The following is a 26034-nucleotide window of genomic DNA, read 5'->3' as shown; positions in this document are numbered from 1 at the left end:
TTGCCAATAGAAAATCGGTCGCTTTGCTGACCGCAACGGTATTGCTCATTGGTGGTATGGCCGCCGGATTGGCCCAGGTTCCGAAAACGCAGATCTACGACGCCAAAACCCGTACCTGGGTGAGCTATGACAACACGAAGGCGCGAAGATATTACGCTGCCAACGGACAAGTACCGGAAGCTTTCCGCAAGCAGGTCGTGACTTTCAGGACGGCGGAAAAGCCGGGGACGATCATCATCGACGGCAACCAGCACTTTTTGTATCTCGTCAAAGGTGGCGGCCAAGCCGTTCGGTACGGCATTGGCGTCGGCCGCGACGGCTTCGGCTGGGCAGGAATCGTGCGCGTCGGGCGAGTGGCCGAGTGGCCGACTTGGACGCCTCCAGCAGAAATGGTAGCGCGCGACCCCAACGCCGTAAAGTTTGCCGGCGGCATGCCGGGTGGCCCTGACAATCCGCTGGGGGCTCGGGCGCTCTATCTCTACGAGGGCGACCAGGACACGATCTATCGCATCCACGGTACACCGGAACCGTGGTCGATCGGCCTCAACGTTTCATCCGGCTGCATCAGAATGAACAACGAGGACATCGTCGATCTCCATTCACAGATCGAGGTCGGTGCAAAGGTAATCGTGCTCATGCAGGGCGCGTCGCTCTACAAGGGCGTTTGAAAACAGGGTGGGGATCATGTTCAAGAAATTGATAGCAGGTGTCGTAGTTCTGGCCTGTATTTCGGCTTTCACCGGATGCGTCTCAAGCCCGACACCGGACAACATGGCGCGCAATACAATGCAGACGGCACCTGCAGACCTGCAACTTGCCTGTGCCAGCGCGGCAACGGCAAAGTTCGGGGCTGACCATGCTAACGCGCTTCCTGTCAGCTCAAGCGCTGTCGAGGGCGGAAAGTACCAGATCATCATCGAGGCAAAAGGGCAAAGGTCGACCTGCCTGATCGATACGACAGGTACGGTCCTTTCCCTGGAAAAGATATCAACTTGAACTGCACATGCGGGCGTTTCGCCAATGGCGGAAGACCGAAAACGAATCAGGAGATCCAACGATGTCAACGCATCAAAAAACGTTTGCCGTCGCCACAGCCACACTTGGGTGCAACCCAACAAAGGTACCGAAAGTTCCACGCCGGTATTTGGTTTGAGATCGTGAGTTTTTAACCCTTTTCGTTCCTGAGTTCATGGATACGGTCTGGTGGAAAATATCGGTAGAAGGCGGTCCTATGGCACCGTCGCGGCGGAGATCGATGTGTTCGTCACCGAGCTCGGCGGCTCGGGCAGAAGTGCTGGATGTTGATTTCCGTTCGGAACTGACCCGGTATTTTCACTGAGAAGTGACCCGCCTATTCATTATGGTTAGGGTCGTCGGTCAAGGTCAAGTTGTTGCTTTTCTCCTTTGTGTGGGCAGAGCTGTTTTTGAATCGGAAGCTGTCATTTCCGGTTTCGAGAATATGGCAATGATGGGTTAGTCGATCGAGAAGAGCGGTGGTCATCTTTGCGTCTCCAAAGACGCTGGCCCACTCGCTGAAGCTGAGGTTGGTGGTTATGATCACGCTGGTCCGCTCGTATAGTTTGCTGAGCAGGTGGAACAGCAAAGCCCCTCCTGATGCACTGAACGGCAGATAGCCAAGCTCATCAAGGATCACGAGGTCAGAATGCGCGAGACGACCGGCAATCTGACCTGTGCGTCCTTGGGTCTTCTCCTGTTCCAACGCATTGACGAGCTCAACGGTTGAGAAGAAGCGGACGCCCTTGCGATGATGTTCTATAGCGTGGACGCCGATGGCTGTGGCAATATGTGTTTTCCCCGTACCGGGCCCACCGACCAGCACGATGTTGTTTGCTTCGTCGATGAACCCGCATTGATGGAGTTGACGCACGAGCGCTTCGTTGATTTCGCTGCTACCAAAGTCGAAATCATTGAGATCACGGTAGGTTGGAAAGCGGGCAGTCTTTAACTGATAGGCTGGAGAGCGGACTTCCCGTTCCGCCGTCTCAGCCTTGAGAAGCTGCGACAGGATCGGCATGGCAGCATCGAATGCCGGAGAGCCCTGTTCTGTCAGCTCACTGACAGCCTGCGCCATTCCATGCATTTTGAGGCTGCGAAGCATGATGACGATTGCTCCACTGGCAGGATTATGACGCATGACGCACCTCCGTCGATTTCCTCAAGGCATCGTATCGTTCGACATTTGCCTTCGGCTCATTGGCCAGCGTCAAAGCCTGGGGTGCATTGATCGTCGGTGGTGTGAACGACTTGCCATCGACGAGCCTATGCAGCAGGTTCAGCACATGCATCTTGGTCGGAACGCCCGCCTGCAAGGCCATGTCTACTGCAAATAAGACAGCCTGTTCTTCGTGCTGGAGGACAAGCGCTAATATCTCGGCCATCCCGCGGTCACCGCCGGGCTTTCTCAAAAGATGTTGCTCCAGGCGGTAATTCTACGAACGGTGCTCCGTTGCGCAGGGCTCCCGGCTTTCTCTGGATGACTGCCAGATAGTGCCGCCAGTCGTAGATGGTTCTTGAAGGCTTGTTGTGTGAGCGGTCGATGATACGCCGGTGTTCGCAGAGATCGCTCTCGCTTCACCGTGAAGATGTGGAGCTGCACACCTTGGAGCCGGAGCGACCAGTGGTACCTCCGGCTCCAAGCGGACTGTCCGTTCCCCCGATTTCAGCCGGCCGAATATTCGCAAAAACTAGCCGCACCGTCCTACAACGCAAAGAGCACAGACCGCCAGAGTTTTTGGACGGTTTGCAGGATTTCTGCGACGTTGTGCATTGTCTCCAAAGCAAATGGTCTTCAGGTCCTCCCCTTTTCATAGGCTATGAATAGATCGGTTACGAGAACGCCATTGATCCGCATCCCAGTCAAATCGGCATCCTTGATATCTGAATCTGCTAACGTGACGCCGCTTATGGTCAATCGCGATAGGTTTGCGTTCGTGATGGCGGCACCGGACAGATTGACGTTGTTAAAGCGCGCATCTGCAAGGCTGATATCGTCAAAAACCGCTTCGCTCAAATTGGTGTCGGTGAATTTTGCCTTGGTCAAAACAGCGTAAAACCGTGCATCTGCGAGGTTTACGCCATCGAAATTAGCCCCTGACATATCCGCCCGCTCGTAATGCATTCCCTGCATCTGAGGCCCATCAAATGGGTTCTGTTCTTGGTGATCGTTCATTGTCGGTTCCTCGGGTCAATCATGATTACGACCCAAAGGATGCCAGATCGCGAGCGGTGAACCAAGGGTATTTCGCCAAGGAACTGTTGCGCCACGATCCGGTCGAAAATGTCTGCTTGCCGGCATCAATGTGTTTCACGGCCCGTGCTTCTCTCCGGAATCGGTGCTTAGCCCCAGTGAAATCGGTTCGTGCCGATGCATGCCTTCATGTCATCGCGCCGGAACCAGATGGCACGCCCGCATCGGAGCGGCGCGTTTCCTGCGGTGAAGACGATCTGTTCGTCGGCACGCATGCGCAGAACTTCATGGGGCTGGATGAGTGGCCTGGCAGCGAGCTGCTTCGAGCGTGTTCGCATGATCCCTTTGCCTGAGAGTTGCGGCTGACCTGGTCGATCTCGACCGTGGTCATGCCGCCGCGCTTCGATGTAATCAGCGGTTTCAGGGTCGTTGATCGCAGCGAACGAAATCCAGCTGGCACTCTCGAACCACTTGCTTGCCGCGTCGCGACCGCCATAAGTCTCACGCATCTGACCGATCGACTGGTAGATCATCGTCAGCGTGATGCCGTATTTGCGTCCGGCGTGGCGGGCGGTCTCGATTATCGAGGAAAAACAGCGCTACGGTTATTCGAGCCCGATGCGCCGCGTGAGCGAGATGGCTCACGTCGCCGGCATGGTGCAAATTGGCATGCGCGGCGTCGGTAGCGCCCGGATCACAGAGATTGAGCCGGCCCGGCACTATGGCGGTCGTATCGTCGGCCCGTGAAGTTCACACCCATGGCGTCGAAGCTGCTCTTCAGTATGTTCCGGAAGGAGCACGGGTCGTCATCAGTCTTGACTGTGACGGCCCCGACCCGAGTGTCATGCCGGGCGTGGTGGCCCGCAGTCCTGGCGGACTAACGTATACTCAGGTGATCGACGTTATCGCGGGCGCTGGAGGCGGGCCAGGATCGCAGGATTTGACTTGGAGTTCTATCCTCCGGCCGACATTGACGGCCTGTCAGCCCTGACCGCCGCGCGCCTTCTGACAAGCGCGATTGGCACGATCGTTCGGCCGGTCTGACCCATTGGCTGTTTTTCTGCTTTCCGGCGGAAGCGTGGCATGATCCGGTTCAAGTCACCGGCGCAATGCCAGCGTTTTATTTACTGTCTTGGTCCCGTTTCCAATCTCTTTCTTCTTGACGGCAAACATCAAACCGCCAAATGAACATTGCTAACTCTGTAATGCAGCCATAAACGTTTGGAACGAAGTGATTGTGTCGCATCCCGCGTGAAAAAGCCCTGCGGTTTGAGATTTGGCCTGCACAACCATGGCGCTACATCCATATATTTTGGCATTTCTGATCGACAGTAGTTGTGTAATCTGCCCGCATGTAGAACAGCGAAAAGCATGTCAGGACCAAACCCGCGCGACCCTCTTTGCGTCCGATGGATTGAATGCCCGCGCCCGCGATGGATATCACGACAACGGCCGCAACAACTTTCGCACCTTGCGCGAGAGCTCGTCGAGAGTTGCCATAACACGGTTCAACTGCGACAGCGCGGACAAGAGCACCGGGGCATACCTGATGAGGTGATACTCGTTGCTTTCAGAGAGCCTTGCGAGGTGCGCCACCGTCCGCTTGCGCAGGATGAGGCCAGCGTCCGATGCCATACGCGTACGCGCACCGAGATCGTGCCGAAGATTGCGGATCGTTGCGGGGTCTACTCCTTTAGCGAGTAAAAAAGCATTCAGATAGAGCTCCATCGCATGGATGGCTAGAAGACGAAGCGGAATCTGGCTGGGCTTGGAAAAGCTCTCTCCGAGCTTGTTGGTTGCGTCCTGATACTGCGTCGCCAAGTTTAGAATGCCTCGTACGCCTGCTTTGCCATGATATTCAAATCCATTGCATGGTTTCGGCGCGCGCTTCTCGGCAATGCGGATAAGATCCTTCAGTATCGTTCGCAGCTCAGGCCACGGTGTATCTTTGAGCTTCAGGTTGGCATCGTGCGTAACGATCAGGCAATGGAGCTTTGCAGTGACTTCGGTCAGGGAGGAGGGCGGCGTGATCGACATGACACGTCCGGCGATCCCGGCTCGTTCCGCGAGCTCTTGTTCGAGGGCGACTGTCTCGCCGTATCCCAAACGCCGAGCCGCTTCCTTCCATCGTCTCCCGCGCGATCGAAGCTCGGCTCGCACCCGAAACAGATGTTGGGCATCGAGTTGAGGGGCCATTCGATTGATGTCGGCAAAGGAGCGAACCTCGATGACGCCATGTATTCCAGCATTCGACAACGTCACGATCGGAAGACCGCCTGACTCTTCGAGTAACTGCTTTTCAAGTTTTTTTCTAAGTCGGGTGGCCCTCATGCGCTGCTGGTGGCACGCATACCAGCGAGGCCACATTTTCCTTACGGGCGTGGGGCCACTCGGTCGCCCGTGATCCCCGCGTTCCGCAACAAGCCTGCTCAGCAGGCGTGCGGTGATGGGAAGAAGGTTTCGGCGGTCGATGTTATGCGGCAGGCTTTCTGACGTGCCGTGCTCTGGTTTTTCTTTTCTGCGGGTGATTGCGGGCAAAGTTCTGCTATTGTCAGAATCAGCCATGATCCGAGCTCCAGCTAGCTTAGGGTTGCGGTTAGGTCGAGCAGGGCGGTTGCAACGCCGTGCTCGGCCGTCTCCAAATGATGCGAGACCTGCATACTCTAGTACAAAAACATGGCGGATCAACTAAATTCGCCTAATCTAGGCGAATTTATAATGTTACCAGTTCAATGCCGGATGGCGCGAGCAGCTCTTGGCCTCAAAATCGCGGAACTTGCGGAACTGGCAAAAATGTCTACCAACACGATTGTCCGCTTTGAAACGGGCAAGGAACTCAAGCAGTCGACAATCGACGATCTCCGCGTTGTGCTTGAAAATGCCGGTGTGATTTTTATTTCCGAAAACGGGGATGGTCCTGGCATCCGCTTAAAGAAACCTGCTTCGTGAAATCAACCGATGGCTTGGCGACACAGTGACTCCGGTCCGGAGTCGACGCTCTTTCGACTGGGCTGCAGAGAGCGGGAGGGCCGCGGGTACGTTGTCCCGAAGGTGGACAGTGGGAGGCTTTGCAGTGTTTCAATGGAGCAGAGACAGAGCCACCGGGATCAGGTTCGAGGCTTTGTTTATGATAGTTCAGAGCTTTCGCCAGTCGAAGATGGGAAGGCGGCGCTACAGATCGAGCGTGAGCCGGAAAGCGTCGCCCGCCTAAGATCATCAGTCGCGCGCCATTTTCCCGGCCCCTTCGAAGCTGGCCATTCAAATCCATAAGGCGGCGCTCGGGACGCTGCTTTTGGCGAACAATTTGGCGGCTTGGACGTTCCCCTTACCTGCAATCGGGAAAACGGAGGAAGCAATGGTAGTTCAGAAATTCAGCCTGTTCGACGCCGAGCTGGTCCGGTCACTAGGACAGGATGCCGATATTTTTGTCGGAAATCTGGTTGATGAGAGGCAGGGCGGCCCGGTCACCATCGGGTACGGACGCTACGCGCCCGGCCAATCGCTTACTGAGACGATGGCCGTACACGACACAATGATCATACTTGAAGGTCGTCTGTCCGTTTCGACGGGCGATGGAACCGTGGCGGCTGGACCAGGCGACACCGTTTATATGCCTAAGGGAGAATCCGTAACGATTTCCACGGATGGCGAGGGCGCACTGACGGCCTACGTGACCTATCCGCATTGGGCTGAGGCGCACGAAAGATGACGGGGATTTCCGCTCACCATAAGGCGTTGTTCAGCCGCGACCCAGGAATTCGAGAAAGCGAGCGCCGGACAGCGCCGCTGCCTCGCCCTCATAGCCCGCGAGCGCATTGTCAGCGAACAGGTGCCAATCGCCGGGGCAAAGGAAGAGTTCCGCGCCGAGTACATTGTTAGCAATTTCCCCGTCAAAGGCGTCGATGGTCGGACCGTTACCGTGACCTATCATGGCCAGGAAAAGAAGATCGCCATTCCGGACGGCTGCCGTGACCATTGCTGAGGCAACCAAGGACGATCTTGTTCCCGGTGCCGTCGTCTTCATTGCGGCCGAAATGGCTGCGACCGGCCCGGTCGTCCATCAGGTGGTCGTCGGCAAAAATGGCGTGCTTCCTCCCATGTGAGCCACGTCTTTGCCGGTCGGACCCGCCGCCTACGGGTTCGACCGGCGACAGCGACCACCTCTGTTTCGGGGGACGGCGATGGGCATTGTGTTCAGGTAAACAAAAGTAGTTGGATCATTAATCAGATATCTTAGATTGCTCTGATTGTGGGGGAGATGCCGCTGTGATAATGTATTTTGCTCTTGAACGAAGAACCGCAGCGAAAGTGAGATTGTGCGGTGAATGTTATCTTGCCCATAATGCTGGTTCTCATGGGTACTTCGTCCACCGTCGCTGGCCCATTGCACGACGCGGCCAAGAACGGGGATTTGAAGCTTGCAAGGCAGCTTCTGGACCAAGGAACGAACCCAACCGATTTTGATAGCTCGGGTGAACCGGCGCTGCTGATCGCATCGCTCGCAGGACACGCAGATATTGTTGCGTTTCTTCTTGATAAGGGTGTCAGTGTTGAAAGTCGCAACAAGGGAGGGCTGACGGCATTGCATGCTGCGGCATATGCAGGAAACCTTGACGTCGTAAAATTGCTTGTGTCGAAAAAAGCTCCGGTGAATGACGATAAGAATTTCTACCATATGTCACCATTGCACGCCGCGGCTGAAGAAGGACACGCGGAGGTTGTAGCGTTCCTGCTGGCCAACAAGGCCGATATCGAGGCGAAGGAACGCAACGGCTATACGCCGGTTACCCAAGCCGGTTGGCGGTCGCATTGGGAAGCGGCAGACTTGCTGCTTAAAGCTGGAGCGGTATGCCAGGCGGCCGACATCGTCGGAGAACCGCTCTATAACGAGTGCCTGAAGCGAAAATGATCTTTCACGACAGGTGCCGCCCGATAGAGGAGGATTCATTATGATTGGTAACAAACACAAAGGTGGCGTCTGGGCCGCGGTGATCCTAGGAGCGGCGTGCGCACTGGTTTCATTGTCCTCGGCGGTTGACGCAGATGAGCCTATCAATACTGGCTATTTCGGAGATGTGGCGATCAAGGGATACGATCCCGTCGCATACTTCACTCAAAACAAGGCAATGCAGGGAACGCCGGAGTATTCCTATCGATGGCTTGGAGCCAACTGGCAATTCACCAGTGCGGAAAATCGCGATCTTTTTATCGCCGAGCCAACCAAATATGCCCCTCAATATGGGGGGTATTGCGCTGATGGTGTCTCATTTGGAACCGTTACCACAAACATTGACCCCAAAGCTTGGCGCATCATCGAAGGCAAACTTTATCTCAGTTACGATCCGGGAGCGGCTGACGGGTTTGAAAAAATACCAGCCAAACTTGCTGACTCGAAAAAGCACTGGTCCGAGGTTGAACACATGCTGGCTTCGGAAAAAACCGGGAAGAACTGGCGTGAGACACCGCCAAACTAATCACGACCGACCGCCCGTCAGTCAGGGTGTAACCGAGAACGACATTACCGCTCGCGGGGTAACATGAATAAATGGCTTGTCTTGTTCCCACTCTTTTGAGGTGTTGCGGTAGACATAGCCGCAAACCATGCGATCTAGAAAATACCCCGTAAATTGTTCGCAGAGGCGATCATCCCGGATTTCCACGGTGCCCGTAATGCTCGTATTGGCGCTGCGATAGGCAGTGCCTCCACTCTTGTCAAAATATTGGATAAATTCAGTCCCGTTCCTGTGCTTTCCGGTCCAGGTTTTGTTGTTCATCAGCTCGCGTAGTTCTGCTCCACGGATTTGATCGGCAGGATTCCCTTGAAAATCGAAAGGCCATTGCGGAATGCCAGCTGCCCTGAGGCCTGACAGGTGGTAGCGTAGATCGCTGTCACGCCAATAATCATATAGATAGGTGTAGTAGGTCAAATTGCTATCGGGAAAGATTGCCAGCAATTGCTTTGCTTCTTGCTCAGCTTGCTGTTTTTCGTTTGCATAGGCAAAGGCCGCTGCCAGATATTCCCGAGCGGGCTCGACATTTGGAAGGGCGGATCGTGCTGCTTCTATCAGTGGTATCGCGCGTGCATTTTCCCGTGTGGTGTAGAAGACTATGCCAGCCAGCAGCTGCAAGTTTGGTGGCGGTGTTGGATCTAGCCGCAATGCCTTGTCCATCTCAATGATCGCCTGCTTTGAATCGCCAAAGTACGCCAGGATCAAAGCAAGATTTGCAACGATCTCCGCGTCGTTCGGTTGGGCCGCGACTGCTCTGTAAGCGGAATCCTTCGCTTCCACGGCGCGGCCATCTACCAGTTGCAGCAGGGCGAGGACCGTTTGAGCACGCGCATTGTTGGGATCAATCTTCAAGGCTTGTCCTGCCGCGTCATAGGCTACTTTGCGCGCAACAGCTCCTGACCATAAATAATTATAGTCGTTACGCCATACATCAACGGCGACGCGGGCAATACCCGCATGAGCACTGGCGAAGTCTGGATCAAGATCAATTGCCTTTTGGTAGTATGCCAAGGTTCGACGAAAGGACTGAACGTCGCCGTAGAAAAAACCCTCCTGCTCAGCTCTCAAGAAATAATCATAAGCCTCCAGATTATCCGTGGGGATACGTGCCAGCTGCTCGCGTTCATTCTTGCTGAGCTTGACCTCAAGCGCTGAGATAATCTTGCCAATTACGTCATCTTGGACCGCAAACAAATCCATATATTGCCGGTCATACCGCTCCGCCCAGAGGGATAATCCCGTTAGCGCGTCTATCAATTTCACGTTGATCCGCAGGCGCGTATCGGCTCGTTGCAACGTTCCTTCGAGCACAAAATGCACGCCCAGTTCTGCTGCAACGTCCTGAATCGATGAATCCTTGTTTCGTACTGCAAAAACGGAATGGCGGGCAATTACAAAAAGGCCGGATACTTTGGAAAGTTCGGTAATGAGATCATCGGTTAGACCGGCTGCAAGATGGTCATGTTCCGTCGCACCACTCACATTAATAAAGGGTAGCACTGCTACCGACGGCTTTTCTGGCAGAGGATAGGCAAAGCGCCCAGGCGATGCCGGCAGGAAAGTTGCGCCTATCTGCCACCAAACTCCTGCACCGGCTAATAAAACGAACACGATCAAGCCAAGGGCTTTGCGGGGCGGCCAACGGCGCGGTGGCGGAACTGGTTTGGCATTGATTCTGGCTGCCGGATCGGCGACAACACGATAGACTCGAATGGGATCGGCGATGTTCTTCACCATCCGCTCGCCTAAGGAAATGTAACCCAATGCGAGTTTTGATTTCACCTGGTCATAAGCAGAACCGGAGATCGCAATGCCGCCGGGCTCTGCCAAACCCTGAATCCTGTCCGCAAGGTTTACACCATCGCCCTGTATATCCTCGCCTTCAACAATGATGTCCCCAAGATTGATGCCAATGCGGAACACCAACTGTTGCTCCGGCAACGCACCGGAGTTGCGTTCGGCCTTCTTCTTCTGGATATCCACTGCGCAACGCAAAGCATCAACCACGCTTTGAAACTCAATCAAGAGGCCGTCACCTAAGGTCTTCACCAATCTGCCCCGATGGTGAGCGATGGATGGATCGAATATATCTGTCATGTCGAGTTGGAAACGTGCGCGCGTGCCTTCTTCGTCAATCTGGCTCAACCGGCTGTAGCCAACGACGTCTGCGATTAATATGGCTGCAAGACGGCGCTTCATTGCCGCTCCCGCACGGTGCGTGTTAGTTTCACCCGGACACTACAGCATCGCGTCTATCTCTGTCACGGTGCAAGGCATATTTGCCATCCAATTGACTAGAAGAGACACTGAAACGTCTAGGCATGGAGTGCAACGCGCTCGTGGCACAACAATTGCGCCTTAAATGCTCTCGGAACAATCTACTGGCAGCAAATCGGTGAGAACTTGTCCAGCGTATTGCCGCGCGGATTTGCATGGAGGATTTCTCGATTTGGGACGCTAGCTATGTGGCTGGACGCCAGTCGGAGCATTCCGATTATCCGCTCCGCCTCAGCGCCAGGGATGTTATCCGTTTCGACCTGCGGGAGCCGGTGGCTACTATTTCGTAGGCCGCTGATGTTCGACATTCGATCACTCTCTCCGAAGGAGTCATACTCTACTGGCCATCGCAAGCGGTCATTGGAGCAGTGTGATGGAAATCATGACTTTGCTACAGGGGGCGGCAGGCGGCGTTTAACGGAGGTCCCCTTGATAACAAGCGGTCTTTCATGTTGAGATTTGGCTGCAACGATTTCCAATCGGGCATCGGCCTCGTTGGAGGGTATAAAAAACTTCTCTTCATTAAATTCGCAACCATATAGTTCGCCCGATCGTTGGTGTCCCATTCCTCCATTAAGCGGTGGCTCTGCGGCTGGCAGGCACCATCCTTCAGAGCCTTCATGGACAGTCTTTTCGACAATGCAGACAGGCAGGGCTATGGCACTGGCATCGCACGGGTTTGACGCCGCTCATCGGGCAACTAAACTATTAACGCGCTGCACGCACGACCAGACATCAACGGGGACGCTGAAGTGGCTTTCCCTGTGAGATTGTGGAGATCTTCCAGGACGGCGCTTTGGTAGCGTCGTTCATCCGACGTCCTGATCGCTATGGCCTTGTGCCATCAATCTTCCATTCTGACCGCAACTACGGTGAGGGGCGACCCGCAGCACAGATCTGATGCCAAGCCTGGTGTCAGATCTTAGCGGAACAAAAAACACGTTTTGGCTCGATGAGCATCAGCCTTGTCTAGCTGTACGATTTTGGAGCAGACTTGTAATTTCTGACGATTTTGGCGCTAGTCGACCATCAGCAAGCTTTTCAGAGAGGTGGCAGAGAGCAGAGTTATATGGAGTTTCTATGTTATGAAGACGCCCGAGAAGTACGATTTCGCCGTTGAGATAGCTTGTTTCCAGAGAACCCGTACCTCTTACTACACTTTGCAGGGTGGACGACCCTATCCGATCTCTTCCCGGAATGGCCGTCATGATCATTTGGTTGCGAGCCTCCGCTTCCGACTTGTCCCAGTCAATACCCGCGGCAGTCAGAACGCCTTCTGCTTCGGCGCGGACTTTTCGATACAAGTCGGCTTGTTGCTGCTTATCGCTGAAAGCAGTTTCGATGATATTTTCCAGGTTGGCGAGCAGTTTGCGATACTTGCTGTTCATCACATCACTTCTTGCATTTGCCACGAACCCGCATGAATTCAGAACCTCACATAAATGCTCTACTGCTGCATCGACGCCCGCCGGGTAGCGGCCGATATCGAAGATTCCGACTTTGGGAATGCAATAGGCTGCTACTTCACCTGGCCTCTCGAAATCAGCCGGAAGCATGACAGTAACGCCATAGACATTCCTGAAAAACCGCAACGCAGTTCGTTCATTGGCTACGCCGTTCTGAAAACAGAATATCGGCTGCTCGACCACACCGGCAGCCTTGAGCTGAAACAGCGCTTGTGCGGTATCCTGTCCTTTCATTGCCAGCAATATCATGTCGTCATTATTAAATATAACTTCCTTTGGATCTGCATAGACGGGGAAGGTCGTTGTTTCGGTCCCCTGCGGTGACAGCAGTGTAAGGCCGGATCGTCTTACAGCTTGAAGTTGTGTCCCTCTGGCGATTGCAACAACCGAATGTCCAGCCAGGCCAAGCTTTGCGGCCACAACTCCACCGATTGCTCCCAGTCCAAAGACGATAATTCGCATCATTAATCCCTCAGTTTAGCGAAAGCCGGCGCTGCTCTCAATATTGGACGAAACCACTAGAGCAGGAGCTCCAGTGGTTTCAGAAATCGGTTAAGCTGCCGCGATAGATTTCTCGATATCTTGGATCGAATGTCCGGTCAGATCTTTTGCAATCTCGCCAACTAAGATTGCTTCCAATTCCTTATGATAGTGCTTTCGCAACTCTCCCAGCGCCTTGGGAGCCGCGATCACGACCAAGCCGGTAATCTTACCGTTGAGCACCCGTCGGTTTAAGACGTCGGCAATTCCTCCCACGAAATTATCCTCGTCAGCCTGACCTTGGTCAGGATTCGCCGAACTGCTTTTGCGTCCTCCGCTTGCGTTGTTGCTCTCGGTATCAACATCGGTGTCAGGAAGTGCTTTCAGAGTCGGTTCGGTGTTATCACTTATGTTCTGAAAAAGGTTGAATTTTTCGCCATCCGCAACTGCAACAGTTGCCCCTTTTGGAATCTGCACGCTTTAATTCTCCACGTTATGCCCCATTAATTTGGAAGAGGGCAAACTAGAAACCTTGGCACAATTGCCTAGCCTCTATAGGGTAACGCCCTAGCGGAATATTCGATGCAGTAAGGACTGACAGATCAATCTCCTTGGAGAGGCATTAGCTCGATTAATGCTATAGCGAACTACTAAGCTTGTGGATCATGAGTTTACTCCTTCTTTCGTCAGGACTCGTTGTCAGTTGGGTGCAGGCACCATCCGCCGAGTGACAAGATGTCCCTCCCGGACAGAACCCATCAGCCAGCCTTCGGCACTAATCCAAGCTGACTTTGGCGCTTCATATCCAGGCAACCGCTACGGAGTTGTGTTTTGGGACCAGTGTCACCACATTCCGTCTTGGAATATTTAGTAGGCCGAACATTTGAACGAAGGGTAAAAACAACCGATGGCAAGACGAGCTGGCAGTGCGGATTTACCGCTGCACGGAGGACGGGTTCCCCGCTGGCTGGGCGATCGGATGACTAAGCTCGGAGCACTTGTGTGCGAAGCGATCATTCACCATTACGGCCGGGATGAACTTTTACGTCGGCTTTCTCACCCATTCTGGTTTCAGTCCTTTGGTGCAGTGATGGGCATGGACTGGCACTCCTCAGGTATCACAACCAGTGTGATCGGCGCGTTGAAACGTGGCCTTACCCCAATGTCGAATGAATTGGGAATTCATGTTTGCGGCGGGCGCGGCTCTCACTCGCGAAAAACGCCTTCGGAGCTGAATGCGATTGGAGAGCGTGTAGGAATTGACGCAAGAGCTCTGGGACAGGCAAGCAGACTGGTCGCAAAAGTCGACAGTGCCGCCTTGCAGGACGGATTTGATCTTTATCTCCACGGTTTCATTGTTGCTGATGATGGAAAGTGGGTGGTTGTCCAGCAGGGAATGAATGGGAATAGTCGGCAGGCAAGACGTTATCACTGGCTGTCTGAAGGGCTGACCAGCTTTGTCGATGCTCCTCATGCCGCAATCGAAGGTCAGCAAGTCGGAAATATTATCAACCTTGCTGATCGTCGCGCATCGGACTCGCGGGTAAAGCAAATCGAGGTTTTGAAGACATTGAATCCTGGCCGGATTGTCGAGGAGGTGGCAACTCTCGAGGGGACGCCTGCAGTCAAGCCGACCCTTTCAGACCAAATGCTCCTGCCGCATCTTGTCATGCCGGAGCACCATGATGTTCGGGAGGGTGACATCATCATGCGTCGCCTTTACGGCAATATCGCTGCGGCAGTCGCGGCGGCTCCGGCTGATTTCGAGAATCTGCTTCTCGTTCCCGGAGTCGGACCTCGTACGGTCAAGGCGCTTGCAATGGTTGCCGAGGTGATGCACGGCGCCCCTTGCCGGTTTTCCGATCCTGCGCGATTTTCGCTTGCCCATGGCGGTAAGGACCGCCATCCGTTTCCCGTGCCCCTCAAGGTTTACGATGAAACCATCAACGTTCTGAAATCCGCTGTCAAAAATGGCAAGCTGGGTCAGCGCGAAGAACTGGATGCACTTGCGCGGCTGGACAACCAGTCCAGGCAGTTGGAACGGTATGTGACCGGACCTGATCTGAAGGAAATTGTTGCCGGGGAATTCGAGCAATCAACGCAGTGGGGCGGCCGCAGTGTTTTCGGTTGGGAGAAACCGCAAGACTGATCGTTATTCCTGAATCCACCTATTTTGACGGTGAGAGCGTGATAAGCCCGACGGCAATGATTGCCAGCAATATCCCGGCGAGCTGAGCTCCCGGCTCACAGGCAAGAAAAGCAAGGACATCTGCCTTCAAGCGGAACCTTGGATAAACAATCGCATGAGGTTCCTTTACATTTGCCAGAGTCGGGGGCGGCCAGTTCGATGCTTCGTCGATTCGACAACAAGCGCTGGAACTCACCGGGAAGAAGCGCGTTGCAACAATGTTACTTTCGACTAGGAGAACGTTATGAACAGTATAATATGGTGGGTCGGTGCTATCGTGATCATCCTTGCAATTCTCGGATTCTTTGGGTTCCGCTAGGACTGCATAAAGCAATGTAGCGCAGGATTTTCGAAGCGTGCTGGCCATCGCAGTCTGACTATTGAACACTGCTGCGGACAAAGCGCAGCAGGTAGTCGGCACGTTCAACGAGAAACGTCGTGTTTGCTTTCATTCCCACCGTGTGAATAAGGTGACGGCAGTCCTCAACATTGCAGTTGAACGAAAACGTGATTGATCCCGAACGGGTCCATGTATGGCGCTCTTTTTAGGATGTGTAGCATTTTGGCGCGCGCGAGCCCTTTTGGTTTAATTCGCCTTCGTAAAGCGTTATCAACACCGAAGCTCTTGGCAGATCATGCGTTGCTCCACTTGCTTGGCGGGCGCAGAAATGCGCCGGTTTTACAATGGAACGTTCATTGGCGGCGACAGTTTCCTCTTCTCACACACTGGAGGAAACAATGAAGCATCTGCTCATCTTAACTGCTGCTGCAAATCTCTTACTCACTACTTCGGTATTTGCGGCGGAGATCACAAAGCCGGCTGAATTCGCCAAGATGGCGACAGTCTCGAATATGTTTGAGATTCAATCCAGCGAACTGGCTCTGAAACAATCCGACAATGCTGCTGTCAAGAAATTCGCTGAACATATGATATCGGATCATTCCAAAGCAGGCGAAAAAATGATGCCGGCCGCCAAAGCAGACAAGGTCGAAGTTCCGACGAAATTGGATGCAGAACATCAAGCAAAGCTGGATGCACTTAAAGCCGCCGACAAATCGAGCTTCGACAAAATCTACAAATCCGAGCAGTTGAAGGCGCACGAAGCCGCCGTTGCTCTTTTCTCCGTTTACGCGGCAAACGGGGAGGCCGGTGAGCTGAAAAAATTCGCTACTCAAACCTTGCCTACGCTTACGGAACATTTGACCGCGGTGAAGACAATGAACTGATCATCCTCATATGCCTTCGGTTTTCGGCGGAGCGGAAGGCATCTTGTTGAGGTCATTGGCCTATGGAATAATCCAGCAGCACTGGATTTCAGTTTGCACTGGATGCCAGCAACAGGGACCTGGAGTCACGAGCACGCTCGCCGCGATCCATGACGCCATGCCATCGCTAGTGGGAAACTTGACGCGGCAGGCGCGGGCACCAGCAACGTCAAGTCGCCAGGACGCTGCCGATTGAGCAGGCGGCGCTGCGGACGGCCCGACTGCAACTCATCGCGCCTGGCGTTTCTTACCGCAGTTTAACCGCAAGGAGGGCCGTAACGCGGCTGAGAAGTCTCTGGTGCCGTGTCCCGGTACACCCATCACGACAGTGCCGGGCCAGGGCAACGAGTTCGTATCAATCCAACACCCCTCGGAAAAGAAAAATAACGCGTTCAGAAGGAATTGCGAAGAAGCCGTGGAAGACGAAGATCGGTGCTTGGAGGAGCAGCGTCACTGGAACAAAGCGGTGAAACGGACGTTCGCCAACAGTCACTACCAGCAATTCCGTAAAAACATGGGGTGTTATCATGAGCAAAAAGTCTTCCCTGAACGATCCTCGCGGTCTCTATCCGACACCGCCATTTCCCGACCAGCCGCAGCCCGCGCCTGGCCTCGCACGTAAGATGAATCCCACACCGGATCACGGTGAGCAAAGCTATCGCGGATCGGGAAAGCTGACGGGACGGAATGCGCTCATTACCGGTGGTGATTCCGGGATCGGCCGCGCTGCGGCCATCGCCTTCGCGCGCGAGGGCGCCGACGTTGCCATCGCCTACCTTCCAGATGAGGAAGCGGATGCCGAAGAGGTGATCCGGCTTGTTGAAGAAGAAGGACGCAAGGCAATCGGTCTGCCGGGCGATATCAAGGAAGAATCGTGGTGCCGAGCATTGGTCGAGAGGGCTGTTTCTGAGCTCGGTGGTCTCGACATTCTCCTCGTTAATGCTGGCCGGCAGCAATATCGAGAGAAAATTGAGGAGTTGTCGACCGACGATTTTGACAAGACGATGAAGACCAATCTCTATGCGCTGCACTGGATCGTCCAGGCTGCCGTTCCTCATATGCCGGTTGGGTCGTCGGTGATAACAACCGCTTCGATCCAGGCTTATCAGCCATCGCCGATCCTGCTCGATTACGCCACGACGAAAGCCGGCATCGTTGCCTATACCAAAGCGCTCGCCAAGCAATTGATTGAACGTGGCATTCGCGCCAACGTTGTAGCACCCGGCCCGGTCTGGACGGCGCTGCAGCCAAGTGGCGGACAACCGGATGAGAAGGTGAAGAATTTTGGCAAGGATAGTGACTTCGGTCGTCCCGGGCAGCCGGTCGAACTGGCACCAGTTTTTGTCTTGCTTGCCTCGCAGGAAGCCAGCTTTATCAATGGCGAAGTCTATGGCGTGACAGGCGGCAAGGGAGTGGCCTGACCAACTAGACCTGCTTATCGAAGTGGTTATGAGACCTGAGTCGGACGACGATCACTGACGAAGGATCTCCTGAAAAGTTGGCCAGTTAGAGAAGCGGCGGCCTCGCTTGGCATCCCTGTTTCGGCCTTCGATAGCTGGCTAATGAGCGCTCTCACGCAATTGGCAGAACTTGCCCTGTCTCTGATTGGTGGATAAATGGCCGCTATCGATGTTTTGGTCGTGAATGCGGACTGACCGCTTCCTGCACACTGGGTCATTCCAACCACACCGAGTGATGTCTCATACCGGGGCCTGGAAATAAGGGCTTTGGCTTGGCAATTTTAGTTTGGACGATTTACGGGTAGGTGCAGTGAAGCGCCTGCCTTTTCGGCCGCTATTTTCAGGCGCTTGTCTCTGGTCCATAAGGTCGCTCGCTGGTCAAGAAGGACGGATGCCAGCAAGTGAGCATCGGTGTAGCCAATGCCGATGCTGAAAAGACTGTGGCGATCGATCATTGTCATAACTTCGTCGTGCGTGGCGACGACCACCGCGCGCTGAGCCGCCAGAAAAGCGATCACGCTGCCGCGATCCCTAAGGCTGCCAAGCGCCAGCTCACCGATCACGGCTGGGTGGCAAAGTAGGAGGTCGGCTTCAATAATCCTGCGCAGCTCTGCATCAACATGACGAAAATGATCAATCCAGATCGAGGTGTCCGCGAGTATCACTTGGCCGCTGCGCTCCGGCGGCGCGGAGCTGCCTGGGCATCGGGCATAGTTCCTCCCAATGCGATGAGGCGCTTTCCGGACTCCACACGGACAAGCGTTTCCAACGCCTGGCGCACTAGGGCCGCAGTTTCATTTGTACCGGTCAAGAACCTAGCTTTCTCCATGAGCGTGTCATCGAGGTTAATAGTCGATCGCATGATGTAGCTCCGTAGTTGAAGTGCGGAAAATAGCACCACTTGGTGATAAAATCTATGCCGATTGCAGCATTACTACGCAGTGCTGGCTTAAAAAAATCTCACCGGAGGGGGTCGAAGCTCGAGTGCTGTGACTATCTGCGATCACCTCGAATGAGCGGAGGTCCGGTACACTTATTATCTGGAATTGGCGGGAGAGCCAGATAACGGATATGCACCATCTACCCGTCTTCCCGGCCATAGCGGCAGAAGCGAACGCCGTCCGGTGAAACGGTAGCATGTCTTTCTACTGGAGCTGCAACCTTAAAAATCGTCCAATCTTGCTTCATCACAGTTTTGAGATACCCTCATGAACAGAGTTTTGAAACGAGGGGAAGAGCGGATGTGCAATCACTGCGTGATAGAGGACGTGAAGAAGAACATGCTGTCGCGTCGTATGCTATTCAAGGGTGCGGCTCTGGCGGGAATGGCAATAGGCGCGGGAAACCTGGCGACACCGGTGCTTGCTCAGACAGCTGGCAAAGTTGTCGATCTCACTCATGTGTATGATTCAATGTTTCCAACATTTGATGGCAAGCCCGGAATAGAGTTTGAATGGGCCGCCAATATCGCCAAGGACGGATATCAACTCCATAAACTGACGGTTTTTGAGCACACTGGAACCCATATCGACGCCCCTTTCCACTTCAGCGCCGATGGCGCCAGCGTTGATCAGCTGGAACCACAAAAGCTGGTCGCGCCGCTGGTTGTCATCGACATCACAGATCGTGCCAAAGAGGATGCCAATTCGACCATTGAGGCGGCGGATATAGAACGCTGGATCAGCACAAATGGCGAGATTCCCGCAGGTTCTGTCGTGGCCTTGCGCTCTGGCTGGGCGACAAAAGTAAAAAGCCCCGCATTCCGTAATGACGATGCTGGAAAATTCGCCTTCCCCGGCTTTAGCAAGTCGGCAACGGATTTACTGCTCGAGATCGACACCGTCGCAATCGGCGTCGACACGCTCTCATTGGATCCGGGCAACTCTGCCGATTTTGCGGTGCATAATTCGTGGCTTCCGGCGGGCCGCTACGGCATAGAAGGTCTGAACAACCTTGAAGCGTTGCCCCTCAAAGGAGCGACAATCGTCGTCGGCGCACCAACCCACCGAGGCGGGACAGGTGGCCCGGCTCGTATCCTGGCGCTTGTTTAATCGCAACTGGTCCCGTCCCGATAGACGAGAATGCCGCCGGGGCAGGCTGGCTTGTCAAAGCCGTCAAATCGTAAATGCAGATCGCATGGTACCTGCACCCTAACGAACATCGGCGCACACTTAGAAAAGCAGATAGGAAACAATCCGGAACCCGAATTCTAATCTTTCCGTTCTCCTGGACGGCACGTCGATCAAATCTTACCCGGTATTTATCGAGCTGCCGTGTTACCCTACGCGCACCAGGGAATCAGCCACCCGAGGTTATGGATATTCAATCGATAATTGGCCCTCCTGTGGACGCATATCGAGCGACTACAGTACTCACGGGCTCCTCATGAGCACGCTTCATGCCCGGATTCCTGCAACGCTAAACTCTCTTCGTGATACGAGGATGAGACTGTTTCCGGCTACATCAAAACGCGTCGTTTGCTTGAAGGGTTCTGGAAACCCTTGAACTGGATCACATGTTCACCGCAGTTCATGGTTCTGAACCGGGCGGCGTTACGGATCACAAGCCCTGGCGACTTGGTTCAGCGGGGGCGTTGCAGAAAACCAATGGCGACGCAGCCCCTGTTGGCAAGCAATCAAGAATTCATACTGATGCTGAAGGTTTTGATGTTACGGTTGGAGACAAGACCAGCCTGGTTGGTGGCCGGATCAACTCCAGGACCAATCCTGCCTTGAACACGTCGGAGACCGGACCACCCTGCTCGCCTCGCTTTGCGACCTCACTTGCGAACATACTCTGGAAATTGTTCGCTTATAAGATCAATGATGGACAGTGTCCCAGACAAGTGTTTGCGCAGGGCGATTTCAGCGGTATGTGCGCGTTCCGATCGTATCGCATTGATGATCTCTTGGTGATCCTCAAGAACAGTTTGCATCTTGCCGGGCATCGGCAGATTCAAGCGGCGCAACCTGTCAAGATGGACGCTCTGGCGACGCACGGTCGACCAGAGGTTGAGGATGTTTGAGCGCTCATAGATTTTCCGATGAAAATCCTTGTCCAGCGCGTCGAAGAGATCATATGTCTGCGGAGAGGCAACTTGCCGCTGCCTTGCCAGCAATTCCTCAAGGTCTGCTGCGGTCTCGGCCGGACACTCGGCTGTCAGACGGCGAACCGCTTCAAGTTCAATCGAGAGCCGGAGGAATTGTGCCTGCCTTGCGTGATCAATATCGATCCTTGCCACGACCGTGGCATATTGTGGATAGACTTCAACGAGGGCCTCCTCCTCAAGGCGCATCAGAGCGTCCCGGACCGGAGTCTGGCTGACGCCAAACTCCATCTGAAGCGATGCCCTGGAAAGAATTGTTCCCGGCACAAGTTCAACAGAGAGAATGCGGTCCCTCAATATTTCGTGAATCTGATGGGCGACCTGCCGTGTGCGGTCCAGAACGCTATTATTAACCCTACCACTCATGATTGCTGCTCTCTCGTTGTCTGTCTCAATTGCACTACCACAATTATTTAGTTGATGCACTGATGCATTAGTGCTTTAATCGAAACCAGCGATGTCGGAGGGTCATCGCCGTTCGCGAACCATAAAGAGAATTATCGGGAGGAAAATATGCGATTGTTTCAGGGCAGTGTTGCCGCACTTGCTATCATTCTGGGTCTAAGCTCGTCTGGCTATGCTCAGGACAAGACCGATATCTCCATCACCCGCCAGCCAGGCATCCTTTACTTGGCCAGCCACGTCATGGAGACACAAAAGCTCATTGAGAAGCATGCGGCGGAGGATGGCCTCAAAGATGTTACCGTCAATTGGCGCACGTTCAGCGGTGGCGGCGCACAAACTGATGCGCTTCTTTCCGGGAATGTCGACATCGTCAATACCGGGACGGGCAACCTGCTTCTGCTGTGGGACAGAACACGTGGCAAAGTAAAAGGGATCATCACCAGTTCGGCGCAGCCGGTCATCATGGTGTCGCGTGACCCCAAAATCAAATCACTGAAGGACATCGGTCCGAGCGACAAGATTGCTGTGCCAACGGTTGGCGTTTCGACGCAGGCGATCCTGTTGCAAATGGCAGCGGGTCAGATGTTTGGAGACAGCGATCTGAAGCATTTCGATGTCAACACCGTGCAGCTCGGGCATCCCGATGCGATGGCGGCGCTTGCCAACAAGAGCCACGAGGTGGCAAGTCACTTCTCCGCACCGCCTTTCCAGTATCTGGAGATCGACGCAGGCAACCACATCGTGGTCAATTCCAAGGACATCATTGGCGGTCCTTTAACACAAGCGACGTTTTTCACGACCACGACTTTTGCCGACGCAAATCCTGTCATCATCAGGGCCGTGCGCGAAGCCACGGTCGAGGCAATCGACATGATCAAGAAGAACCCGCGCGACGCATTGAGTGCCTACAAGCAGGTTTCCGGTGACAAAACCGATCTTAATATATTGGTCAAGATCCTCGAACAGCCGGACATGATGGAGTTTCGCACCGATCCTCAGGGAACAATGAAGTTTGCCACCCATCTGCACAAGATCGGAACGCTCAAGACGATGCCTGCGGCATGGACAGACTATTATCTACCAGAATCCGCCGAACTGAAAGGCAACTGACTGTCGGCAACGAGCCAACGACCTGGCAGAGATGCCGGGTCTTCTGACTATCTTATGGAGGCCCATATGCTACAGGCCATACAACAAAAAACAGATCCAACAGCAGGTTTTCCCGATGTCAAGGCGGCAAGTGAGGGCAGGTCTCTTCTCACCGTGGACAAGGTGACGCTTCGCTACAAGACCCCGAATCTACTGATAACCGCGACGGAAGACGTTAGTTTTTCAGTCGAACGATCCGATCGTTTTGTTCTTCTTGGACCGTCCGGATGCGGCAAGTCCACGCTGTTGAAAGCCGTCGGCGGATACATGGCCCCGGTGAGTGGATCAATTCATATCAACGGACGGCAGGTCAAAAAGCCCGGGGCCGATCGTATGATGGTATTTCAGGAGTTCGACCAGCTTTTGCCTTGGAAGACGGTACTGGAAAACGTCATGTTTCCGCTAATCGTGGCGCGCAAACTGCCGCACAGGGAGGCGGAGGCTCGGGCAAAGGAATATATCGACAAGGTAAAGCTCACACGCGCCATTGACAGTTATCCACACACGCTTTCGGGTGGCATGAAGCAACGCGTGGCGATCGCCCGCGGCATGGCCATGCAGCCCGACATTTTGCTGATGGACGAGCCATTTGCAGCGCTCGACGCTTTGACCCGGCGTCAGATGCAGGACGAACTGCTGCAGCTTTGGGAAGACACCAGGTTTACGGTGATTTTCGTTACACATTCCATTGCCGAAGCCATCAAGGTCTCCAACCGCATTTTGCTGTTGTCGCCTCATCCAGGGCGCGTGAAGGCTGAAGTGATCGACGTCGATCGCGCCCGTCAGGACGATGGCAGCGCCGCCGCGCTCGAACGCGATATCCACAATCTGCTCTTTTCCGAGGCGGGCCACAGGGAGTGACGATAATGAAAAATCCGCAGATCATTCTTGCAGCCGATGTCACGACAAACGGGCGGCACGCCAATGTAGCCGAGGTCGAGCAGAGGCTCGGTTCCCTCGAATTGATCCTGGGCATCAGCGCTGTGCGTAAGACGGTGCTGATAATCGTCCTTGCCGTCATTTGGCAGGTCTATGCAAGCTATCTCGACAATCCACTGCTCTTCCCGACGCTGAGCGACACGCTGGTCACGCTTTATGATCGTTTTGTCGACGGTACATTGCCGTCGCGCATCTGGACGACACTTCAGGTACTGATAACAGGCTATGTGGCAGGCACTGTGCTTGCAGCCATTTTGACAATCCTTGCCATTAACACACGGATCGGCACCGATTTTCTGGAAACAATGACGGCGATGTTCAATCCGCTACCTGCCATCTCATTGCTGCCACTTGCTTTGATCTGGTTTGGGCTCGGCGCCTCTAGCCTTGTCTTCGTGCTAATCCATTCGGTGCTTTGGGCGGTCGCGCTCAACACCCATGCGGGCTTTCTTGGCGTATCTCGAACGCTGCGCATGGTCGGAGGCAATTATGGATTGACAGGTTTGTCCTATGTGATGCGGATTCTGGTTCCCGCTGCCTTCCCCTCGATCCTGACCGGCCTGAAAATCGGCTGGGCGTTCGCCTGGCGAACGCTGATTGCCGCCGAACTTGTCTTCGGTGTTTCTTCGGGGCAGGGCGGGCTTGGCTGGTTCATCTTTGAGAACCGCAACCTTCTGGACATCCCCGCAGTCTTTGCCGGCCTTCTCACCGTGATCATCATCGGCCTTATTGTTGAAAACCTGGTGTTCCAGACGATCGAACGCCACACCATTCAGAAATGGGGCATGAAGGAATGAGCAGTTGAGGCTTCCTTTTCCGTCGCATTTTCCAATTGAGCAATGGCTATGAAAAAAACTCCAGAAACATTGAGAAGCGCCCGCTGGTTCGCTCCGGACGACCTGCGCAGTTCCGGTCATCGCTCCAGAACAATGCAGATGGGATACGCACCGGAAGAATGGACAGGAAAGCCTGTCATTGCCATTCTGAATACCTGGTCGGATGCCAATCCCTGTCATGCACACTTCAAACACCGCGTCGAAGATGTGAAGCGCGGAGTGCTCCAGGCGGGTGGGTTTCCCCTCGAGTTGCCAGCGCTTTCTCTGTCGGAGAGCTATGTCAAGCCGACGACGATGCTCTATCGCAATATGCTGGCGATGGAAGTCGAGGAACTGCTGCGCTCCCACCCGGTCGATGGTGCTGTATTGATGGGTGGATGTGACAAGACCACACCCGGCCTGGTGATGGGCGCCGTGAGCGCCGGCCTGCCTATGATCTATCTGCCGGCAGGCCCCATGCTGCGCGGCAATTATCGTGGCAAAGCCTTGGGTTCCGGTTCGGATGCCTGGAAATTCTGGGATGACCGGCGGGCAGGTAATCTGTCGACCGACGAATGGGTAGAGGTCGAGGCGGGTATTGCGCGGTCTTACGGACATTGCATGACCATGGGCACGGCAAGCACTATGACGGCGATCGCGGAAGCCCTGGGCCTGACGTTGCCGGGCGCGAGTTCGATTCCCGCTGCCGACTCCAATCATATCCGGATGGCATCTGCCGTGGGGCGCCGGATCATCGACATGGTGTGGGAGGACCTCGTACCAGGCAAGATCTTGACCGATGCATCCGTACGCAATGCCGTTTCTGTCGCTATGGCCACCGGATGCTCGACCAATGCCATCGTCCACCTCGTTGCAATGGCGCGCCGGGCGGGGGTCAACCTGACAATGGACGATCTTGATCAAGCGGGCCGCACGACTCCGGTTCTCGCAAACATAAGACCAACGGGCGAAACCTACCTGATGGAAGATTTCTACTATGCCGGCGGATTGCGTGCGCTCATGGCAAAACTTTCATCAAAGCTCGATCTTTCGGTGATTACTATCTCCGGCCAAACGCTCGGAGAGACGCTGGAGGGGGCCAAATGTTTCAATGACGACGTCATCCGGTCGCTCGACAATCCTGTCTATAAGGAAGGTTCGCTTGCGGTCGTTAAGGGCAACCTCGCTCCTACTGGCGCGGTCATTAAACCAGCGGCATGCGATCCAAGGCTGCATCAGCATCAGGGCCCGGCATTGGTTTTCGACAGCTACCCTGAAATGAAAGCAGCGATCGACGACGAAAATCTTGACGTCACGCCCGATCATGTTCTGGTGCTGCGCGGGGCCGGGCCCCAAGGCGGCCCGGGCATGCCCGAATGGGGCATGTTGCCGATGCCGAAGGTCCTGCTCAAGAGGGGATATCGCGACATGCTGCGTCTGTCCGATGCGCGCATGAGCGGCACCAGCTATGGAGCCTGCGTTCTGCACGTCTCGCCAGAATCGCATGTCGGCGGTCCGTTGGCGCTTCTGAAAACGGGGGACATAGTGCGGCTCGACCTGAAGGAGCGCAGGATCGACATGCTGGTGGACGACGGTGAAATTGAACGCCGTCGCTCCGAATGGAAGAAACCGGCAGACAAGGCTGGTCGGGGCTACGGATGGATGTTCGCCAAACATGTGGGCCAAGCCGACACGGGCGCGGATTTTGACTTTCTCGAAACACGGTTTGGACCATCCGCTCCTGAACCAGATATCTACTGACATC

Annotated in this window: 25 protein-coding genes and 3 pseudogenes; 17 read left to right on the top strand and 11 right to left on the bottom strand. The window is 54.6% G+C overall.

The window, feature by feature from the left end; all coding sequences use genetic code 11:
* Positions 1-56: 56 nt before the first annotated feature.
* On the top strand, positions 57-668 hold the full coding sequence (locus tag V9K92_RS00260; protein ID WP_337353469.1) for a L,D-transpeptidase: 612 nt from the start codon (positions 57-59) through the stop codon (positions 666-668).
* A 16-nt stretch (positions 669-684) separates the two neighbouring features.
* Positions 685-996: a hypothetical protein gene (locus V9K92_RS00255; RefSeq protein WP_337352822.1), complete on the top strand. Its 312-nt coding sequence runs from the start codon at positions 685-687 to the stop codon at positions 994-996.
* A gap of 355 nt (positions 997-1351) precedes the next feature.
* Here the strand turns inward: V9K92_RS00255 and istB are convergent, their stop codons facing one another.
* The 4 genes and pseudogenes from istB to V9K92_RS00235 form a co-directional block, all read right to left on the bottom strand.
* Positions 1352-2155: an IS21-like element helper ATPase IstB gene (istB, locus tag V9K92_RS00250; RefSeq protein ID WP_337352821.1), complete on the bottom strand. Its 804-nt coding sequence runs from the start codon at positions 2153-2155 to the stop codon at positions 1352-1354.
* A pseudogene (locus tag V9K92_RS00245) lies at positions 2145-2580 on the bottom strand (IS21 family transposase); the annotation flags it as partial. The pseudogene V9K92_RS00245 and the gene istB, both read right to left, overlap by 11 nt.
* Before the next feature lie 229 nt (positions 2581-2809).
* Entirely contained in the window at positions 2810-3190 is a 381-nt protein-coding gene (locus tag V9K92_RS00240) for a pentapeptide repeat-containing protein (protein WP_337352820.1), read from the bottom strand.
* A 167-nt stretch (positions 3191-3357) separates the two neighbouring features.
* A complete protein-coding gene (locus V9K92_RS00235; protein WP_443094430.1) occupies positions 3358-3789 on the bottom strand; it encodes a type IV secretory system conjugative DNA transfer family protein in 432 nt (143 codons plus the stop codon).
* Between the two features lie 13 nt (positions 3790-3802).
* Between V9K92_RS00235 and V9K92_RS00230 the strand changes: the two are divergent.
* Positions 3803-4252: pseudogene (locus V9K92_RS00230) on the top strand (arginase family protein); the annotation flags it as partial.
* A 396-nt stretch (positions 4253-4648) separates the two neighbouring features.
* On the opposite strand, the gene V9K92_RS00225 reads toward V9K92_RS00230, so the two are convergent.
* On the bottom strand, positions 4649-5773 hold the full coding sequence (locus tag V9K92_RS00225; RefSeq protein ID WP_337352818.1) for a hypothetical protein: 1125 nt from the start codon (positions 5771-5773) through the stop codon (positions 4649-4651).
* A gap of 153 nt (positions 5774-5926) precedes the next feature.
* Here V9K92_RS00225 and V9K92_RS00220 point away from each other — a divergent pair, with 153 nt between their 5' ends.
* The 6 genes and pseudogenes from V9K92_RS00220 (at position 5927) to V9K92_RS00195 (ending at position 8682) form a co-directional block, all read left to right on the top strand.
* Positions 5927-6157 (top strand): helix-turn-helix domain-containing protein, encoded by a 231-nt coding sequence (locus V9K92_RS00220; protein WP_307278599.1) that lies wholly within the window; start codon positions 5927-5929, stop codon positions 6155-6157.
* A gap of 132 nt (positions 6158-6289) precedes the next feature.
* A complete protein-coding gene (locus tag V9K92_RS00215; protein WP_337352817.1) occupies positions 6290-6478 on the top strand; it encodes a hypothetical protein in 189 nt (62 codons plus the stop codon).
* A gap of 85 nt (positions 6479-6563) precedes the next feature.
* Positions 6564-6917 (top strand): cupin domain-containing protein, encoded by a 354-nt coding sequence (locus tag V9K92_RS00210; RefSeq protein ID WP_337352816.1) that lies wholly within the window; start codon positions 6564-6566, stop codon positions 6915-6917.
* Between the two features lie 180 nt (positions 6918-7097).
* Positions 7098-7311: pseudogene (locus tag V9K92_RS00205) on the top strand (hypothetical protein); the annotation flags it as partial.
* Positions 7312-7550: 239 nt separating this feature from the next.
* The gene (locus V9K92_RS00200; protein ID WP_307278965.1) at positions 7551-8117 is read left to right on the top strand and encodes an ankyrin repeat domain-containing protein; all 567 of its coding nucleotides are present in this window, start codon (positions 7551-7553) and stop codon (positions 8115-8117) included.
* A gap of 40 nt (positions 8118-8157) precedes the next feature.
* Positions 8158-8682, top strand: a complete 525-nt coding sequence (locus V9K92_RS00195; RefSeq protein ID WP_307277754.1) for a YHS domain-containing (seleno)protein — start codon at positions 8158-8160, stop codon at positions 8680-8682.
* A 21-nt stretch (positions 8683-8703) separates the two neighbouring features.
* Here the strand turns inward: V9K92_RS00195 and V9K92_RS00190 are convergent, their stop codons facing one another.
* The 3 genes from V9K92_RS00190 to V9K92_RS00180 all read right to left on the bottom strand — a co-directional run bounded on the left by V9K92_RS00190 (position 8704) and on the right by V9K92_RS00180 (position 13418).
* Positions 8704-10917, bottom strand: coding sequence for an adenylate/guanylate cyclase domain-containing protein (locus tag V9K92_RS00190; RefSeq protein ID WP_337352815.1), 2214 nt, complete (start codon positions 10915-10917; stop codon positions 8704-8706).
* Positions 10918-11954: 1037 nt separating this feature from the next.
* Positions 11955-12923 (bottom strand): ketopantoate reductase family protein, encoded by a 969-nt coding sequence (locus V9K92_RS00185; protein ID WP_337353468.1) that lies wholly within the window; start codon positions 12921-12923, stop codon positions 11955-11957.
* 90 nt (positions 12924-13013) lie between these two features.
* Entirely contained in the window at positions 13014-13418 is a 405-nt protein-coding gene (locus tag V9K92_RS00180; RefSeq protein WP_307277748.1) for a host attachment family protein, read from the bottom strand.
* A gap of 430 nt (positions 13419-13848) precedes the next feature.
* Here V9K92_RS00180 and V9K92_RS00175 point away from each other — a divergent pair, with 430 nt between their 5' ends.
* The 3 genes from V9K92_RS00175 to V9K92_RS00165 all read left to right on the top strand — a co-directional run bounded on the left by V9K92_RS00175 (position 13849) and on the right by V9K92_RS00165 (position 17816).
* Entirely contained in the window at positions 13849-15090 is a 1242-nt protein-coding gene (locus V9K92_RS00175; RefSeq protein ID WP_337352814.1) for a DUF763 domain-containing protein, read from the top strand.
* Positions 15091-15867: 777 nt separating this feature from the next.
* Positions 15868-16356, top strand: a complete 489-nt coding sequence (locus V9K92_RS00170; RefSeq protein ID WP_336442248.1) for a DUF4142 domain-containing protein — start codon at positions 15868-15870, stop codon at positions 16354-16356.
* Positions 16357-16922: 566 nt separating this feature from the next.
* A complete protein-coding gene (locus tag V9K92_RS00165) occupies positions 16923-17816 on the top strand; it encodes an SDR family oxidoreductase (protein WP_336442247.1) in 894 nt (297 codons plus the stop codon).
* Between the two features lie 320 nt (positions 17817-18136).
* Here V9K92_RS00165 and V9K92_RS00160 read toward each other — a convergent pair whose 3' ends face one another.
* Positions 18137-18520 carry a type II toxin-antitoxin system VapC family toxin gene (locus V9K92_RS00160; RefSeq protein WP_336442246.1) on the bottom strand — a complete coding sequence of 128 codons (384 nt, stop codon included), beginning with the start codon at positions 18518-18520 and terminating at the stop codon, positions 18137-18139.
* Positions 18517-18717: a type II toxin-antitoxin system VapB family antitoxin gene (locus V9K92_RS00155; RefSeq protein ID WP_336442245.1), complete on the bottom strand. Its 201-nt coding sequence runs from the start codon at positions 18715-18717 to the stop codon at positions 18517-18519. Before V9K92_RS00155 ends, V9K92_RS00160 begins: the two co-directional genes overlap by 4 nt.
* A gap of 379 nt (positions 18718-19096) precedes the next feature.
* On the opposite strand from V9K92_RS00155, the gene V9K92_RS00150 reads away from it, so the two are divergent.
* On the top strand, positions 19097-19906 hold the full coding sequence (locus V9K92_RS00150; protein ID WP_337353467.1) for a cyclase family protein: 810 nt from the start codon (positions 19097-19099) through the stop codon (positions 19904-19906).
* 728 nt (positions 19907-20634) lie between these two features.
* Here the strand turns inward: V9K92_RS00150 and V9K92_RS00145 are convergent.
* Entirely contained in the window at positions 20635-21327 is a 693-nt protein-coding gene (locus tag V9K92_RS00145; protein ID WP_336442244.1) for a GntR family transcriptional regulator, read from the bottom strand.
* 147 nt (positions 21328-21474) lie between these two features.
* On the opposite strand from V9K92_RS00145, the gene V9K92_RS00140 reads away from it, so the two are divergent.
* The 4 genes from V9K92_RS00140 to araD all read left to right on the top strand — a co-directional run bounded on the left by V9K92_RS00140 (position 21475) and on the right by araD (position 26030).
* The gene (locus V9K92_RS00140) at positions 21475-22476 is read left to right on the top strand and encodes an ABC transporter substrate-binding protein (protein ID WP_336442243.1); all 1002 of its coding nucleotides are present in this window, start codon (positions 21475-21477) and stop codon (positions 22474-22476) included.
* A 66-nt stretch (positions 22477-22542) separates the two neighbouring features.
* Positions 22543-23376 (top strand): ABC transporter ATP-binding protein, encoded by an 834-nt coding sequence (locus tag V9K92_RS00135; protein WP_336442242.1) that lies wholly within the window; start codon positions 22543-22545, stop codon positions 23374-23376.
* Positions 23377-23381: 5 nt separating this feature from the next.
* Complete coding sequence (locus tag V9K92_RS00130) at positions 23382-24251, top strand: ABC transporter permease (protein WP_337352813.1); 870 nt, start codon at positions 23382-23384, stop codon at positions 24249-24251.
* A gap of 42 nt (positions 24252-24293) precedes the next feature.
* Positions 24294-26030, top strand: a complete 1737-nt coding sequence (araD, locus tag V9K92_RS00125) for an L-arabinonate dehydratase (protein ID WP_336442240.1) — start codon at positions 24294-24296, stop codon at positions 26028-26030.
* Positions 26031-26034: the final 4 nt, after the last annotated feature.

The sequence above is a fragment of the Phyllobacterium sp. CCNWLW109 genome (assembly GCF_037203905.1).
Classification (GTDB): Bacteria; Pseudomonadota; Alphaproteobacteria; order Rhizobiales; family Rhizobiaceae; genus Phyllobacterium; species Phyllobacterium ifriqiyense.
The sequence above is the reverse complement of the archived record's forward strand: the minus strand, read 5'-3'. Positions and strand labels throughout refer to the sequence as shown.

What these genes read in the sequence shown, in the direction of transcription:
- V9K92_RS00260 (WP_337353469.1), top strand. Translation starts at nt 57, where the DNA reads ATGGCCGCCGGATTGGCCCAGGTTCCGAAAACGCAGATCTACGACGCC.
- V9K92_RS00255 (WP_337352822.1), top strand. Translation starts at nt 685, where the DNA reads ATGTTCAAGAAATTGATAGCAGGTGTCGTAGTTCTGGCCTGTATTTCG.
- istB (WP_337352821.1), bottom strand. Translation starts at nt 2,155, where the DNA reads ATGCGTCATAATCCTGCCAGTGGAGCAATCGTCATCATGCTTCGCAGC.
- V9K92_RS00240 (WP_337352820.1), bottom strand. Translation starts at nt 3,190, where the DNA reads ATGAACGATCACCAAGAACAGAACCCATTTGATGGGCCTCAGATGCAG.
- V9K92_RS00225 (WP_337352818.1), bottom strand. Translation starts at nt 5,773, where the DNA reads ATGGCTGATTCTGACAATAGCAGAACTTTGCCCGCAATCACCCGCAGA.
- V9K92_RS00220 (WP_307278599.1), top strand. Translation starts at nt 5,927, where the DNA reads ATGTTACCAGTTCAATGCCGGATGGCGCGAGCAGCTCTTGGCCTCAAA.
- V9K92_RS00215 (WP_337352817.1), top strand. Translation starts at nt 6,290, where the DNA reads ATGGAGCAGAGACAGAGCCACCGGGATCAGGTTCGAGGCTTTGTTTAT.
- V9K92_RS00210 (WP_337352816.1), top strand. Translation starts at nt 6,564, where the DNA reads ATGGTAGTTCAGAAATTCAGCCTGTTCGACGCCGAGCTGGTCCGGTCA.
- V9K92_RS00200 (WP_307278965.1), top strand. Translation starts at nt 7,551, where the DNA reads ATGCTGGTTCTCATGGGTACTTCGTCCACCGTCGCTGGCCCATTGCAC.
- V9K92_RS00195 (WP_307277754.1), top strand. Translation starts at nt 8,158, where the DNA reads ATGATTGGTAACAAACACAAAGGTGGCGTCTGGGCCGCGGTGATCCTA.
- V9K92_RS00190 (WP_337352815.1), bottom strand. Translation starts at nt 10,917, where the DNA reads ATGAAGCGCCGTCTTGCAGCCATATTAATCGCAGACGTCGTTGGCTAC.
- V9K92_RS00185 (WP_337353468.1), bottom strand. Translation starts at nt 12,923, where the DNA reads ATGCGAATTATCGTCTTTGGACTGGGAGCAATCGGTGGAGTTGTGGCC.
- V9K92_RS00175 (WP_337352814.1), top strand. Translation starts at nt 13,849, where the DNA reads ATGGCAAGACGAGCTGGCAGTGCGGATTTACCGCTGCACGGAGGACGG.
- V9K92_RS00170 (WP_336442248.1), top strand. Translation starts at nt 15,868, where the DNA reads ATGAAGCATCTGCTCATCTTAACTGCTGCTGCAAATCTCTTACTCACT.
- V9K92_RS00165 (WP_336442247.1), top strand. Translation starts at nt 16,923, where the DNA reads ATGAGCAAAAAGTCTTCCCTGAACGATCCTCGCGGTCTCTATCCGACA.
- V9K92_RS00155 (WP_336442245.1), bottom strand. Translation starts at nt 18,717, where the DNA reads ATGCGATCGACTATTAACCTCGATGACACGCTCATGGAGAAAGCTAGG.
- V9K92_RS00150 (WP_337353467.1), top strand. Translation starts at nt 19,097, where the DNA reads ATGTGCAATCACTGCGTGATAGAGGACGTGAAGAAGAACATGCTGTCG.
- V9K92_RS00145 (WP_336442244.1), bottom strand. Translation starts at nt 21,327, where the DNA reads ATGAGTGGTAGGGTTAATAATAGCGTTCTGGACCGCACACGGCAGGTC.
- V9K92_RS00140 (WP_336442243.1), top strand. Translation starts at nt 21,475, where the DNA reads ATGCGATTGTTTCAGGGCAGTGTTGCCGCACTTGCTATCATTCTGGGT.
- V9K92_RS00135 (WP_336442242.1), top strand. Translation starts at nt 22,543, where the DNA reads ATGCTACAGGCCATACAACAAAAAACAGATCCAACAGCAGGTTTTCCC.
- V9K92_RS00130 (WP_337352813.1), top strand. Translation starts at nt 23,382, where the DNA reads ATGAAAAATCCGCAGATCATTCTTGCAGCCGATGTCACGACAAACGGG.
- araD (WP_336442240.1), top strand. Translation starts at nt 24,294, where the DNA reads ATGGCTATGAAAAAAACTCCAGAAACATTGAGAAGCGCCCGCTGGTTC.